This is a genomic window from Streptomyces sp. NPDC016640, assembly GCF_043076215.1.
Taxonomy (GTDB): Bacteria; Actinomycetota; Actinomycetes; order Streptomycetales; family Streptomycetaceae; genus Streptomyces.
On sequence record NZ_JBIBRG010000011.1, the window covers coordinates 133,360 to 146,322 of the forward strand.

The window sequence follows — 12,963 nt, forward strand, 5'->3', positions numbered from 1 at the left end:
TCGACCAGAGGATCCCCCCGTGACCGCGCCCCGCACCCCCGGCCCCCGCAAGGTCTTCTCCCGCCTGTCCCTGCCCGAGCGGACCTTCGTCGCGGACGCGCTGCGCACCGAGACCGTCGGTGGCGTCCTGCTGCTCCTCGCCGCCGTCACCGCCCTGGTCTGGGCGAACGTACCCGCCCTGCACGACAGCTACGAGAGCGTCAGCCACTTCCGCTTCGGCCCCGGGGCCCTCGGACTGGACCTGTCCGTGGCGCACTGGGCCGCCGACGGACTGCTCGCGGTCTTCTTCTTCGTCGCCGGCGTCGAGCTCAAGCGCGAACTCGTCGCCGGTGATCTGCGCGACCCCAGGGCCGCCGCGCTTCCCGTCGTCGCCGCCCTGTGCGGCATGGCCGTACCGGCGCTGGTCTACACGCTCACCAGCGGCACGGGAGGCGGTTCCCTGGCCGGCTGGGCCGTGCCCACCGCGACCGACATCGCCTTCGCGCTCGCGGTGCTCGCCGTCATCGGAACGTCCCTGCCGAGCGCGCTGCGCGCCTTCCTGCTCACCCTCGCCGTCGTCGACGACCTGTTCGCAATCCTGATCATCGCGGTCTTCTTCACCGAGGACCTGGACTTCGCGGCGCTCGGCGGCGCGGCGGCGGGCCTCGCCGTCTTCTGGCTGCTGCTGCGCACGGGCGTGCGCGGCTGGTACGTGTACGTCCCGCTGGCGCTGGTTGTGTGGGCCCTGATGTACAACAGCGGCATCCACGCCACCATCGCCGGTGTCGCCATGGGCCTGATGCTGCGCTGCCACCGCCACGAGGGCGAGGAGCACTCTCCCGGCGAGCACATCGAACACCTGGTCCGGCCGTTCTCGGCGGGCCTCGCCGTCCCGCTGTTCGCCCTGTTCAGCGCCGGCGTGACGGTCTCCGGCAGCGCGCTCGTGGACGTGTTCACCCAGCCCGAGACGCTCGGCGTGGTGCTCGGGCTCGTCGTCGGCAAGACCCTCGGCATCTTCGGGGGCACCTGGCTGACGGCCCGCTTCACCCGGGCCTCGCTCAGCGACGACCTCGAGTGGGCGGACGTGTTCGCCGTGGCCACGCTCGCCGGGATCGGCTTCACCGTCTCGCTGCTCATCGGGGAGCTCGCCTTCGAGGGGGACGCGGCGATGACGGACAGCGTCAAGGCGGCCGTCCTGGCCGGCTCGCTGATCGCCACGGCCCTCGCGGCGGTGCTGCTGAAGATACGCAACGCCAAGTACCGCAGGCTGACGGAGGAGGAGGAGCGCGACGAGGACGCCAACCGGATCCCGGACGTGTACGAGCAGGACGACCCGGCCTACCACCTGCGCATGGCGGAGATCCACGAGCGCAAGGCCGCCGAGCACCGGCGGCTCGCCCGGGAGAAGGCCGCCGAACGGGACGCGCTTGCCGACATGGCGGGCGGGGCAGGCGAGGATCACGACGGTCCGGCATGATCTGACGGGACGGTACGAGGGACAGGGCACCGGCGGTCGGACACGACCCGTCGGACACGAGCGGTCGGATGCGGACCGTCAGACGGCAGACTGAACCGTACGCGCAGGTACGAAGACGGTACGCAGGACGTACGCGAAAGAGGGAGACCGCGATGAGCGCACCCGACGGCAGCCCGGTCGGCGCCGAACGCAGCATCGGCCAGTTGTTCGCCTCGGCGACGGCTGACTTGTCGGCGCTGGTGCACGACGAGATCGCGCTGGCGAAGGCGCAGCTCAAGCAGGACGTCAAGCGGGGCGCCACCAGCGGGGGCGCGTTCATGGCGGCGGGGCTGCTGCTGCTGTTCTCCCTGCCGATGCTGAACTTCGCCCTCGCGTACGGCATCCGCACCTGGAGCGGGTGGAACCTCGCGATCTGCTTCCTGCTCTCCTTCGCGGCGAACGTGCTGATCGCGCTGGCTCTCGCGCTGATCGGCGTCGTCTTCGCGAAGAAGGCGAGGAAGGGCCGGGGCCCGCAGAAGGTCGCCGCCTCGGTGAAGGAGACGGCGGGCGTGCTGCAGAAGGCCAAGCCGCATCCGCGCCCCGAACTGCCGGAGAACCGGGTCCCCCAGTCCGTCGAGCCTGTGGCACGCTCATCCTCATGACGGGCTCCTCCCTCCCTCCGGGGCAACTCCCACCGGGGCAACTCCCACCGGCGCAAGCCGCTTCCGGGCAAGCCGCTTCGGCCGTACGCCCCGGGATCCCCGGCGACGTCGCGGTGACCCACCGGGACGTCGCCGCCAACGGTGCCCGCTTCCACATCGCGGAACTGGGCGACGGACCGCTGGTGCTGCTGCTGCACGGTTTCCCGCAGTTCTGGTGGACCTGGCGCCACCAGCTGACCGCGCTCGCCGACGCCGGGTTCCGGGCCGTCGCCATGGACCTGCGGGGCGTCGGCGGAAGCGACCGCACACCGCGCGGTTACGACCCGGCCAACCTCGCGCTGGACATCACCGGCGTGGTCCGCTCCCTCGGCGAGCCGGACGCCGCGCTGGTCGGCCACGACCTGGGCGGGTACCTGGCGTGGACGGCGGCGGCGATGCGCCCCAAGCTCGTACGGCGGCTGGCGGTCGCCTCCATGCCGCATCCGCGGCGCTGGCGGTCGGCGATGCTCTCCGACGCCAGGCAGTCCGCCGCCATGTCCCACATCTGGGGCTTCCAGCGGCCCTGGATCCCGGAACGCCGGCTCACCGCGGACGACGGGGCGCTGGTGGGCAAGCTCATCCGGGACTGGTCCGGTCCCCGTCCGCCGGAGGAACAGGTGCTGGAGACGTACCGGCGGGCCATGTGCGTCCCGTCCACGGCGCACTGCTCGATCGAGCCGTACCGCTGGATGGTGCGCTCCCTGGCCCGCCCGGACGGTATCCAGTTCAACCGCAGGATGAAGCGGCCCGTGCGGGTGCCGACGCTGCATCTGCACGGATCACTGGACCCCGTGGTGCGCACGCGCAGCGCCGCCGGGTCCGGGGAGTACGTCGAAGCGCCCTACCGGTGGCGGCTGTTCGACGGGCTCGGACACTTCCCGCACGAGGAGGATCCGGTCGCTTTCTCCACAGAACTGATCAACTGGCTGAAGGATCCGGAGCCGGATCGGTAACCGACCGAACGCTCCGGGTCCCGCTTCCGGCCCCCGCGACTGAACGCTTGTCCGACGAACGCCAATTGCCCGGCGCATAGGCCAATTGGACGCGCCCGAGGCGGTTATCGACCATGAGGCGGGGGCACACGTCGGGGTATGGGCTGGACGCACGACTACAGTGACGCAAGCCGCAATCGCCGCTCGGCGGGCGGCGTGGGTACCCACCAGCGAGGCGGTGCATCACAGATGGCAGGCAGGGACCCCCGGGTGGGAATTCCGCGCATCCTCCGCCGCCGGGCCCGCTGGGTCTCGGTACGGCTGCGTCACCCCCGCGGCTGACGGTCCGTACGGCCCGCTCCTCCCGCACCCCGGCCGCTTGCCCGTGAGGGCCTACAGCGCGCAGCTGTCGCTGTCCACCTGCTGGTTCGCGGTGCGGCCCTTGGCGATGTCCTCCTGGATCTCGTCCACGGTGAGCGCGTAACCCGTCTCGGCGTCGTCGAGCGACTTCGCGAAGATCACGCCGTAGACCTCGCCGTCGGGTGTGAGCAGCGGGCCACCGGAATTGCCCTGACGGACCGTCGCGAACAGGGAGTACACGTCGCGGCGGACCGTGCCGCGGTGGTAGATGTCGGGGCCGTTGGCCGTGATGCGTCCGCGCAGGCGGGCGGCGCGCACGTCGTACGCCCCGTTCTGCGGGAAGCCGGCGACGATCGCGCCGTCACCGCTGCTCGCGTCCTCTCCGGCGAACCGCAGCGCGGGCGCCCGCAGGTCGGGGACGTCGAGGACGGCGATGTCGCGCCGCCAGTCGTACAGGACGACCGTCGCGTCGTACTTCCGTCCCTCGCCGCCTATCTGCACGGTCGGCTCGTCGACGCCGCCCACGACATGGGCGTTGGTCATGACGCGGCGGTCGTCGAAGACGAAGCCGGTGCCCTCCAGGACCTTGCCGCAACTCGGCGCGGTGCCCATCACCTTGACGATGGAGCGCTGCGCGCGGACGGCGACGGGGCTGCCCGCCAGGGCCGGGTCCGGGGGCCGGACGTCGGTGATCGGCTCGTTGGAGAACGGGCTGAAGACCTGGGGGAATCCGTTCTGCGCGAGGACGGAGGAGAAGTCGGCGAACCAGGTGTCGGCCTGGCCGGGCAGGGCCCGCGACACCCCGAGCAGCACCTTGGAGCTGCGGACCTCCTTGCCGAGCGTCGGCAGCGTCGTACCGGCGAGGGCGGAGCCGATCAGCCAGGCGACCAGGAGCATCGCGACGACGTTGACCAGGGCCCCGCCGGTGGCGTCCAGCGCCCGGGCCGGGGACCAGGTGATGTAGCGGCGCAGTCTGCTGCCGAGGTGGGTGGTCAGGGCCTGGCCGACGGAGGCGCAGACGATGACGACGGCCACCGCGACGACGGCGGCGGTCGTACTGACCTCGGAGCCGTCCGTCAGGACGTCCCAGAGGACCGGCAGCGCGTAGACGGCGGCGAGTCCACCGCCCAGGAAACCGATCACCGACAGGATGCCGACGACGAAGCCCTGGCGGTAGCCGACGATCGCGAACCACACGGCGGCGACCAGCAACAGGATGTCCAGCACGTTCACCGCTTCACGCCTCGCCTCGTCCTACCCAGCACGGCGCCCACCCTGTCATGACCTCCAGTCCAACGGGACCCGCTTGTCCGGATCCCAGGGGCGCTCCCACCCCGCGAAGTGCAGCAAGCGGTCGATGACCCCCGCGGTGAAGCCCCACACGAGGGCCGACTCGACCAGGAACGCGGGACCCTGGTGACCCCTGGGGTGCACCGCGGTGACACGGTTGTCCGGATGGGTGAGATCCGCCACGGGGACGGTGAAGACCCGCGCGGTCTCGTTCGGGTCCACGACGCCGACCGGGCTGGGGACGCGCCACCAGCCCAGCACGGGCGTGACGACGAAGCCGCTGACCGGGATGTAGAGCTTCGGCAGGACGCCGAAGAGCTGGACGCCGCACGGGTCGAGCCCGGTCTCCTCCTCGGCTTCGCGGAGAGCGGCCCGCAGCGGTCCGTCGCCGTGCGGGTCGCCGTCCTCGGGGTCGAGGGCGCCACCGGGGAAGGACGGCTGCCCGGCGTGCGACCGCAGCGAGCTCGCCCGCTCCATGAGCAGCAGCTCCGGCCCGCGCTCGCCCTCGCCGAAGAGGATGAGGACGGCGGACTGCCGCCCCGTGCCGTTCTCCGGGGGCAGGAAGCGGCTCAGCTGTCGCGGCGCGACCGTCCGCGCCGCGTGGACCACCGGGTCCAGCCAGTCGGGCAGTCCCTCGCTGCTGAGCGTCACCGGGCCGCCCCGGGCACCGCTCGTCCGTGTCATCGCCACCCCCGTCGTCCGGCGACCTCTCGCGCGGACAACGCCCGGCGGCCCCGAGATCGTTCCGCGGGCCGCGTACGCCGCCCCGTCACCGGGCCCCCAGCGGCGGGGCCGGCCGCCCGCCCGCGTCCAGGTAGGCCTGCGGCGGGTTCAGCCGCTGGCCGGGGAGGCCGCCCTTCTCGTACTTCAGCAGCTTCTTCGCCTTCTCCGGGTCCGTCTCGCCCTCGCCGTAGGCCGGGCAGAGCGGTGCCACGGGGCAGGCGCCGCAGGCGGGCTTGCGGGCGTGGCAGATGCGGCGGCCGTGCCAGATGACGTGGTGCGAGAGGTCGGTCCAGTCGCTCCTGGGGAAGAGCGCGCCGACGGCCGCCTCGATCTTGCCGGGGTCGGTCTCCCCGGTCCAGCGCCAGCGGCGCACCAGGCGCTGGAAGTGCGTGTCCACGGTGATGCCGGGGCGCCCGAAGGCGTTGCCCAGCACGACGAAGGCGGTCTTGCGGCCGACGCCGGGCAGCTTGACGAGGTCCTCGAGCCGCCCCGGCACCTCACCGCCGAAGTCCTCCGTCAGCGCCTTGGAAAGCCCCATCACCGAGCGGGTCTTGGCGCGGAAGAACCCGCACGGGCGGAGGATCTCCTCCACCTCCTCGGGGTTGGCGGCGGCCAGGTCCTCGGGGGTGGGGTATCTCGCGAAGAGGGCGGGGGTGGTCTGGTTGACGCGCAGGTCGGTGGTCTGGGCCGAGAGCACCGTGGCGACGAGGAGCTGGAAGGGGTTCTCGAAGTCCAGTTCGGGGTGGGCGTACGGGAAGACCTCGGCGAGCTCACGGTTGATCCGGCGCGCCCGCCGGACCAGCGCGGTACGCGACTCGCCCTCGGCCTTCTTCACCGCGGACGCAGCCCTCGTCGTCCTGACGGCCGCCTTCTCGGCGGTGCTCTTCCCGCTCGCGCGGGCCGTCGGTTTCTTCTCCACCGCTGCCCTCTTCGTCGTTTTCGCCGTTTCCCTACCGCCATCGGAGACCTGTTCGCCCTCAGCGGAATCGCGGCGTACCGCCACCGCTCAGCCCCCCTCGGCCTGTGCTCCCACCGGCGATTCGGACACCCGGCCAGCCTACGACCCGCCACCGGCATCCGCCCCGGACCCTGGGGATCGGCCTCCAATTGGACCCCTGCCGCTTACCCCGCCCGGGCCGTGCGGCATCCTTGTGACAGATCACACTGTTTGGACCGTCCGGCAGCATGGGCACCTAGGTCCCCTGGTACACGGGGGAACAAGATCCCCTGAGCAGGTCGACAAGGAGAGAACTCGTGGACGACGTTCTGCGGCGGAACCCGCTTTTCGCGGCGCTCGATGACGAGCAGGCCGCGGAGCTTCGCGCCTCCATGAGCGAGGTGACCCTGGCACGAGGGGACTCCCTGTTCCACGAGGGCGACCCCGGCGACCGCCTCTACGTGGTCACCGAGGGCAAGGTCAAGCTCCACCGCACGTCCCCCGACGGCCGCGAGAACATGCTCGCCGTGGTCGGTCCGAGCGAGCTGATCGGCGAGCTGTCGCTCTTCGACCCGGGCCCGCGCACCGCGACCGCCACGGCGCTCACCGAGGTCAAGCTGCTCGGCCTGGGCCACGGCGACCTGCAGCCCTGGCTGAGCGCCCGCCCCGAGGTGGCCACCGCCCTGCTGCGGGCCGTGGCGCGGCGGCTGCGCAAGACCAACGACGCGATGTCGGACCTGGTCTTCTCGGACGTCCCGGGCCGTGTCGCCCGCGCCCTGCTGGACCTCTCGCGCCGCTTCGGCGTGCAGTCCGAGGAGGGCATCCACGTCGTGCACGACCTCACGCAGGAGGAGTTGGCCCAGCTGGTCGGCGCGTCCCGCGAGACGGTCAACAAGGCCCTGGCGGACTTCGCCCAGCGCGGCTGGCTCCGCCTGGAGGCGCGCGCGGTGATCCTCCTGGACGTCGAACGCCTCGCGAAGCGCTCCCGCTGACCCCCGGCTCCGGCTCCCGCCCGCCCCGGGCCGCCCCGTCCGACGGGATCCGGTCCTAGATGAGGCCGTGCTCGCGCAGGTAATCCAGTTGGGCCCGCACCGACAGTTCGGCGGCGGGCCACAGGGAGCGGTCGACGTCGGCGTAGACGTGGGCGACGACCTCGGACGGGGTGCGGTGGCCGTCCTCGACGGCCGTCTCGACCTGGGCGAGGCGGTGGGCGCGGTGGGCGAGGTAGTACTCGACGGCGCCCTGCGCGTCCTCCAGGACGGGACCGTGGCCCGGCAGGACGGTGTGCACGCCGTCGTCGACCGTGAGGGACCGCAGGCGGCGCAGCGTGTCCAGGTAGTCGCCGAGGCGCCCGTCGGGGTGGGCCACGACGGTCGTACCGCGGCCCAGGACGGTGTCCCCGGTGAGGACCGCCCGGTCGGCCGGGAGGTGGAAGCACAGGGAGTCCGCGGTATGGCCCGGGGTCGGGACGACCCTCAGCTCCAGGCCGCCGACGGTGATCACGTTCCCGGCGGCCAGCCCCTCCTCGCCGAGCCGCAGCGCCGGGTCCAGTGCCCGTACGTTCGTGCCGGTCAGCTCGGCGAAGCGGGCGGCGCCCTCGGCGTGGTCGGGGTGACCGTGCGTCAGCAGGGTGAGGGCGACGCGCTTTCCGGCCCGCTCGGCCGTGCCGATCACGTGCCGCAGGTGTCCCTCGTCCAGCGGGCCCGGGTCGACCACGACCGCGAGGCCGGAGTCCGGCTCCGACAGGATCCAGGTGTTGGTGCCGTCCAGGGTCATCGCGGACGGGTTGGGGGCCAGCACGTTGACGGCACGGGCGGTGGCCGGGCCGGAGAGGGATCCGGCGCGCGGCCGGCCGGGAAGGGTGCTTGCGTCCGTCATGCGGGGGCTCCACCGGTCGGGATGTGCTGGGTGAATTCGTCGTGCCCCGGCCAGGAGAGCACGATCTCGCCCTCCACCAGGCGCGCGGTGGCCAGCACCGGCGCGAGGTCCCGCGCGGGCGCCGCGTCGAGCGCCTCCGCGACCGTGGCGTGCGCCGCGAGCTGGCGCAGGGTCGCGATCGTCGGGGGCATCATCAGCAGCTCGCCCCGGTCGTACGCCGCGGCGGCCTCGCGCGGGGCGATCCACACCGTGCGGTCGGCCTCCGTGGAGGCGTTGCGCGTGCGCTGCCCCTCGGGGAGCGCCGCGACGAAGAACCAGGTGTCGTAGCGGCGGGGCTCGAACCGGGGGGTGATCCAGCGCGTCCAGGCGCCGAGCAGGTCCGAGCGCAGCACCAGCCCGCGGCGGTCGAGGAACTCGGCGAAGGACGTCTCCCGCGCGACGAGTGCGGCACGGTCGGCCTCCCAGTCCTCGCCCGTGGTGTCGCCGACCACGGAGTCCGGGGCCGGTCCGGCCAGCAGGACGCCGGCCTCCTCGTACGTCTCCCGGACGGCCGCGCAGACGATCGCCTGGGCTCCCGTCTCGTCCACGCCGAGCCTGTCCGCCCACCACGCGCGCGGGGGGCCCGCCCAGCGCACGTGCCGGTCGTCGTCACGCGGGTCGACACCGCCGCCGGGGTAGGCGTACGCGCCCCCGGCGAACGCCATGGACGTACGCCTGCGCAGCATGTGCACGGCGGGCCCGTCACCGGTGTCCTTGAGCAGCATGACGGTGGCCGCGCGCTTCGGCGTGACCGGTGTGAGGCTGCCACCCGCGAGCGCCCGGATCCGCTCCGGCCACTCCGGCGGGTACCACTGTCCACCAGCCCGCGCATTCGCCATGGCCGGAGGCTATCCCGTGACGGCCGGATGTTCGAGTGCCCTCCCGTGACGGCCACGGACCACTCGGCGGGAGGACGGGCGTGGGCGGGGCGACCGGGACCGCACGGGACGGCACGGGACGGCACGGGACGGCACGGGACGGCACGGGACGGCTAGGGTCACCCGGATGGTCCCGCCGTCCACCGGTCGTCCGGACGGGTGCCCCGGCCGTGAGCGTCCGCAGCCGCGCGTGCGGCGCGCACCGGCACCGCGGCCCGGCCGCCCGGTCGTCCAGGCCGTCCGGCCGAGGTGTCCGCGCGTCGCACGCGCGGGAGCCACCGGCGGCCGGTCCGGAGCACCGGCGAACGGAGCCCGGCCGGCGCGGGCCCGTCCGCTGCGCCGGCGCCCTCCGGACACAGCGGGCCCGGCCCGGCCCGGCAGCCGTGCGCCACGCCCGCCTCCGCGGGCCCGCCTCCGCCCGAGGCCTACGCCTCGACGAGTTCCACCTGGATCTCGACCTCCACCGGCGCGTCCAGCGGCAGTACCGCGACGCCCACCGCGCTGCGCGCGTGGACGCCCTTGTCGCCGAGGACCTCGCCCAGCAGTTCGCTCGCGCCGTTGAGGACGGCCGGCTGGCCGGTGAAGTCCGCGGCGGAGGCCACGAAGCCGACGACCTTCACCACGCGCGCCACCCGGTCCAGGTCCCCGGCGACGGACTTGACCGCGGCGAGGGCGTTCAGCGCGCAGGTGCGCGCCAGCTCCTTCGCCTCCTCCGGAGTGACCTCCGCGCCGACCTTGCCGGTCAGCGGGAGCCTGCCGTCGACCATGGGCAGCTGGCCGGCGGTGAAGACGTACCGGCCCGACCGCACGGCCGGCTGGTACGCGGCCAGCGGCGGGACGACCTCCGGCAGGCTCAGGCCCAGCTCGGCCAGCTTCGCCTCGACGGCGCTCATCCCTGCCTCTCCCGCTTCAGGTAGGCCACCAGTTGTTCGGGGTTGTTCGGCCCGGGCACGACCTGGACGAGCTCCCAGCCGTCCTCGCCCCAGGTGTCCAGGATCTGCTTCGTTGCGTGGACGAGCAGCGGCACAGTGGCGTATTCCCATTTGGTCATGCGGCCGACTCTAGCCGCTGCCGTCGCCGGTCCCGGCGGCCGGCCACGACCGCGTTGTCCGCCCGGCGCGCGGGGCGCGATTGCCGGGAACCGCCACCCGGAGCCGCCGGACCGCGCAGCGAGGATTTAGGCTCGAGGACGTGAGCAGGCTCCAGGTCGTCAGTGGCAAGGGCGGAACCGGCAAGACCACGGTGGCCGCGGCCCTCGCGCTGGCCCTGGCCACGGAGGGGAAGCGGACGCTTCTCGTCGAGGTCGAGGGCCGGCAGGGCATCGCGCAGCTCTTCGAGACGGAGGCGCTGCCGTACGAGGAACGGAAGATCGCCGTCGCACCGGGGGGCGGCGAGGTGTACGCGCTCGCCATCGACCCCGAACTGGCGCTTCTGGACTACCTCCAGATGTTCTACAAACTCGGCGGCGCCGGCCGGGCCCTGAAGAAGCTCGGCGCGATCGACTTCGCCACCACCATCGCACCCGGTGTGCGGGACGTCCTGCTGACCGGCAAGGCGTGCGAGGCGGTACGGCGCAAGGACAGGAACGGACGGTTCGTCTACGACTACGTCGTGATGGACGCCCCGCCGACCGGCCGCATCACCCGCTTCCTCAACGTGAACGACGAGGTCGCCGGACTCGCCAGGATCGGCCCGATACACAATCAGGCGCAGGCGGTGATGCGGGTGCTGAAGTCGCCGGAGACGGCCGTGCACCTGGTGACGCTGCTGGAGGAGATGCCGGTTCAGGAGACCGCGGACGGCATCGCGGAGCTGCGCGCGGCACGGCTGCCGACGGGACGGGTCATCGTGAACATGGTCCGGCCGCGGGTGCTGGACGCGGACGCCCTGGAACTCGTGGCGGCGGTCCCTCGTTCCTCTGTCGCGCGGGCACTGTCGTCCGCCGGCCTCGGCGGCGCGCGGCGCGGTGGACACGCCGAGCGGCTGGTGGACCCGCTGCTCGCACAGGCGGAGGAGTACGCCGAGCGGTACACGCTGGAGACCGGGCAGCGGGCCGTGCTGGCGGACCTCGGCGCGCCGTTGCACGAGCTGCCGCTGCTGACGGAGGGCATGGACCTGGCCGGGCTGTATCGAATGGCCAGGCAGCTGCGCGAACAGGGCGTGTCATGACCGGCCCCGGCCGGTCCGCCGTCCTGGACCGACACCGCCCCACCGCCCCCGTCACGAGTCGGAAGCACCGGAAGCAGGGGATGTCATGAGTCGTCGTCCGGAGCCGGCGCGGACCCGCGAACCGGCCCGTCACCATCTCTCCCCCACCCGCACGCTCGACATCGACCCGCTGATCGGGGACCCGGCCACCCGGATCGTGGTGTGCTGCGGCTCGGGCGGGGTCGGCAAGACGACCACCGCCGCGGCGCTCGGCCTGCGCGCGGCCGAGCGGGGACGCAAGGTGGTGGTCCTCACCATCGACCCGGCCCGCAGGCTCGCCCAGTCCATGGGGATCGACTCGCTCGACAACACACCGCGCCGGGTCAAGGGCATCGACGACTCCGCGGGCGGCGAACTGCACGCGATGATGCTCGACATGAAGCGCACCTTCGACGAGATCGTCGAGGCGCACGCGGACCCCGGGCGGGCCTCCGCGATCCTGGGCAACCCCTTCTACCAGTCGCTCTCGGCGGGCTTCGCGGGCACGCAGGAGTACATGGCGATGGAGAAGCTGGGCCAGCTGCGGTCCCGGAACGAGTGGGACCTCATCGTGGTCGACACCCCGCCCTCCCGTTCCGCGCTGGACTTCCTGGACGCGCCCAAGCGGCTGGGGTCGTTCCTCGACGGCAAGCTCATCCGGGTGCTGCTGACGCCGGCGAAGGTCGGCGGCCGCGCGGGGATGAAGTTCCTGAACGTCGGGATGTCGATGATGACCGGCGTGCTGGGCAAGGTGCTCGGCGGGCAGCTGCTGAGGGACGTGCAGACGTTCGTGGCCGCGATGGACTCGATGTTCGGCGGGTTCCGTACGCGCGCGGACGCCACGTACCGGCTGCTCCAGGCGCCCGGGACGGCGTTCCTGGTGGTGGCGGCCCCGGAGCGGGACGCGCTGCGCGAGGCGGCGTACTTCGTGGAGCGGCTGGCCGCGGAGGACATGCCCCTGGCCGGTCTGGTGCTCAACCGGGTCCACGGCAGCGGCGCGGACGGGCTGTCGGCCGAGCGGGCGCTCGCCGCCGCGGAAAATCTTGAGGACTCCCGCATTGTGGATCAGGAGGACGGGAAAGCTGGACTTCGTAACTCTCCCGACACGTACGGCAGTTCAGAATCACCCGCTGCATCCCCCGCTTCCGGTAAACCGGTTGAGGACGTTCCCGACGGAGGCTCCCCCGCCACCGCGAACGGCACCGGCCCCGGCACGGGCGCCGGCGCGGGTACCGACGGCACGGCAGCGGACACGGACGACTCGGCCCCGGACTCGGACCCGGATTCGGAGCGGTCCGTCGACCTGCTCACCGCGAGTCTGCTGAGGCTCCACGCCGAGCGGATGCAGGTGCTCTCGCGCGAGCAGCGCACGCGTGACCGCTTCACCGCGCTCCATCCCGAGGTGGCGGTGACCGAGGTGGCCGCGCTGCCGGGCGATGTGCACGACCTCGTGGGGCTGCGGGACATCGGCGACCGGCTCGCGGCCAATCGGCCGGAGCTGCCCGATACGCCCTGACCCGCGTCAGTGCGGTCCGGTGACGGTCCAGTACGCGCCGGCCACGCTCGCGTGGCCGGGCGGAGAAGCGGGCGGGGGCGAAGCCCT

Annotated in this window: 14 protein-coding genes; 7 read left to right on the top strand and 7 right to left on the bottom strand. The window is 72.8% G+C overall.

What is annotated here, in order from left to right; genetic code table 11:
- Positions 1 to 19 precede the first annotated feature (19 nt).
- The 4 genes from nhaA to ACF07S_RS22800 all read left to right on the top strand — a co-directional run bounded on the left by nhaA (position 20) and on the right by ACF07S_RS22800 (position 3,410).
- Positions 20 to 1,456, top strand: a complete 1,437-nt coding sequence (gene nhaA, locus ACF07S_RS22785) for a Na+/H+ antiporter NhaA (protein WP_391962919.1) — start codon at positions 20 to 22, stop codon at positions 1,454 to 1,456.
- A gap of 152 nt (positions 1,457 to 1,608) precedes the next feature.
- Complete coding sequence (locus ACF07S_RS22790; RefSeq protein WP_391962918.1) at positions 1,609 to 2,097, top strand: phage holin family protein; 489 nt, start codon at positions 1,609 to 1,611, stop codon at positions 2,095 to 2,097.
- On the top strand, positions 2,094 to 3,089 hold the full coding sequence (locus tag ACF07S_RS22795; protein ID WP_391974948.1) for an alpha/beta fold hydrolase: 996 nt from the start codon (positions 2,094 to 2,096) through the stop codon (positions 3,087 to 3,089). Before ACF07S_RS22790 ends, ACF07S_RS22795 begins: the two co-directional genes overlap by 4 nt.
- A gap of 138 nt (positions 3,090 to 3,227) precedes the next feature.
- Positions 3,228 to 3,410, top strand: coding sequence for a hypothetical protein (locus ACF07S_RS22800; RefSeq protein WP_391962916.1), 183 nt, complete (start codon positions 3,228 to 3,230; stop codon positions 3,408 to 3,410).
- A gap of 51 nt (positions 3,411 to 3,461) precedes the next feature.
- On the opposite strand, the gene ACF07S_RS22805 is transcribed toward ACF07S_RS22800, so the two are convergent.
- The 3 genes from ACF07S_RS22805 to nth all read right to left on the bottom strand — a co-directional run bounded on the left by ACF07S_RS22805 (position 3,462) and on the right by nth (position 6,360).
- Positions 3,462 to 4,661: a MarP family serine protease gene (locus ACF07S_RS22805; protein ID WP_391974949.1), complete on the bottom strand. Its 1,200-nt coding sequence runs from the start codon at positions 4,659 to 4,661 to the stop codon at positions 3,462 to 3,464.
- Between the two features lie 45 nt (positions 4,662 to 4,706).
- Entirely contained in the window at positions 4,707 to 5,402 is a 696-nt protein-coding gene (locus ACF07S_RS22810) for an NUDIX hydrolase (protein ID WP_391962914.1), read from the bottom strand.
- A gap of 85 nt (positions 5,403 to 5,487) precedes the next feature.
- Positions 5,488 to 6,360, bottom strand: coding sequence for an endonuclease III (gene nth / locus ACF07S_RS22815; RefSeq protein WP_391962913.1), 873 nt, complete (start codon positions 6,358 to 6,360; stop codon positions 5,488 to 5,490).
- A gap of 335 nt (positions 6,361 to 6,695) precedes the next feature.
- Between nth and ACF07S_RS22820 the strand changes: the two genes are divergently transcribed.
- Entirely contained in the window at positions 6,696 to 7,370 is a 675-nt protein-coding gene (locus tag ACF07S_RS22820; protein ID WP_030235771.1) for a Crp/Fnr family transcriptional regulator, read from the top strand.
- 55 nt (positions 7,371 to 7,425) lie between these two features.
- Here ACF07S_RS22820 and ACF07S_RS22825 read toward each other — a convergent pair whose 3' ends face one another.
- The 4 genes from ACF07S_RS22825 to ACF07S_RS22840 all read right to left on the bottom strand — a co-directional run bounded on the left by ACF07S_RS22825 (position 7,426) and on the right by ACF07S_RS22840 (position 10,224).
- The gene (locus ACF07S_RS22825; RefSeq protein WP_391974950.1) at positions 7,426 to 8,256 is read right to left on the bottom strand and encodes an MBL fold metallo-hydrolase; all 831 of its coding nucleotides are present in this window, start codon (positions 8,254 to 8,256) and stop codon (positions 7,426 to 7,428) included.
- On the bottom strand, positions 8,253 to 9,134 hold the full coding sequence (locus ACF07S_RS22830; RefSeq protein ID WP_391962911.1) for an NUDIX hydrolase: 882 nt from the start codon (positions 9,132 to 9,134) through the stop codon (positions 8,253 to 8,255). Before ACF07S_RS22830 ends, ACF07S_RS22825 begins: the two co-directional genes overlap by 4 nt.
- A 464-nt stretch (positions 9,135 to 9,598) precedes the next feature.
- Positions 9,599 to 10,066, bottom strand: coding sequence for a RidA family protein (locus ACF07S_RS22835; protein WP_391962910.1), 468 nt, complete (start codon positions 10,064 to 10,066; stop codon positions 9,599 to 9,601).
- On the bottom strand, positions 10,063 to 10,224 hold the full coding sequence (locus ACF07S_RS22840; RefSeq protein ID WP_106979478.1) for a DUF4177 domain-containing protein: 162 nt from the start codon (positions 10,222 to 10,224) through the stop codon (positions 10,063 to 10,065). The genes ACF07S_RS22835 and ACF07S_RS22840 overlap by 4 nt, the downstream gene beginning before the upstream one ends.
- Before the next feature lie 140 nt (positions 10,225 to 10,364).
- Here ACF07S_RS22840 and ACF07S_RS22845 point away from each other — a divergent pair, with 140 nt between their 5' ends.
- Positions 10,365 to 11,342 (top strand): ArsA family ATPase, encoded by a 978-nt coding sequence (locus tag ACF07S_RS22845; protein WP_391962909.1) that lies wholly within the window; start codon positions 10,365 to 10,367, stop codon positions 11,340 to 11,342.
- A gap of 85 nt (positions 11,343 to 11,427) precedes the next feature.
- Complete coding sequence (locus ACF07S_RS22850; protein ID WP_391974951.1) at positions 11,428 to 12,876, top strand: ArsA family ATPase; 1,449 nt, start codon at positions 11,428 to 11,430, stop codon at positions 12,874 to 12,876.
- Positions 12,877 to 12,963: the final 87 nt, after the last annotated feature.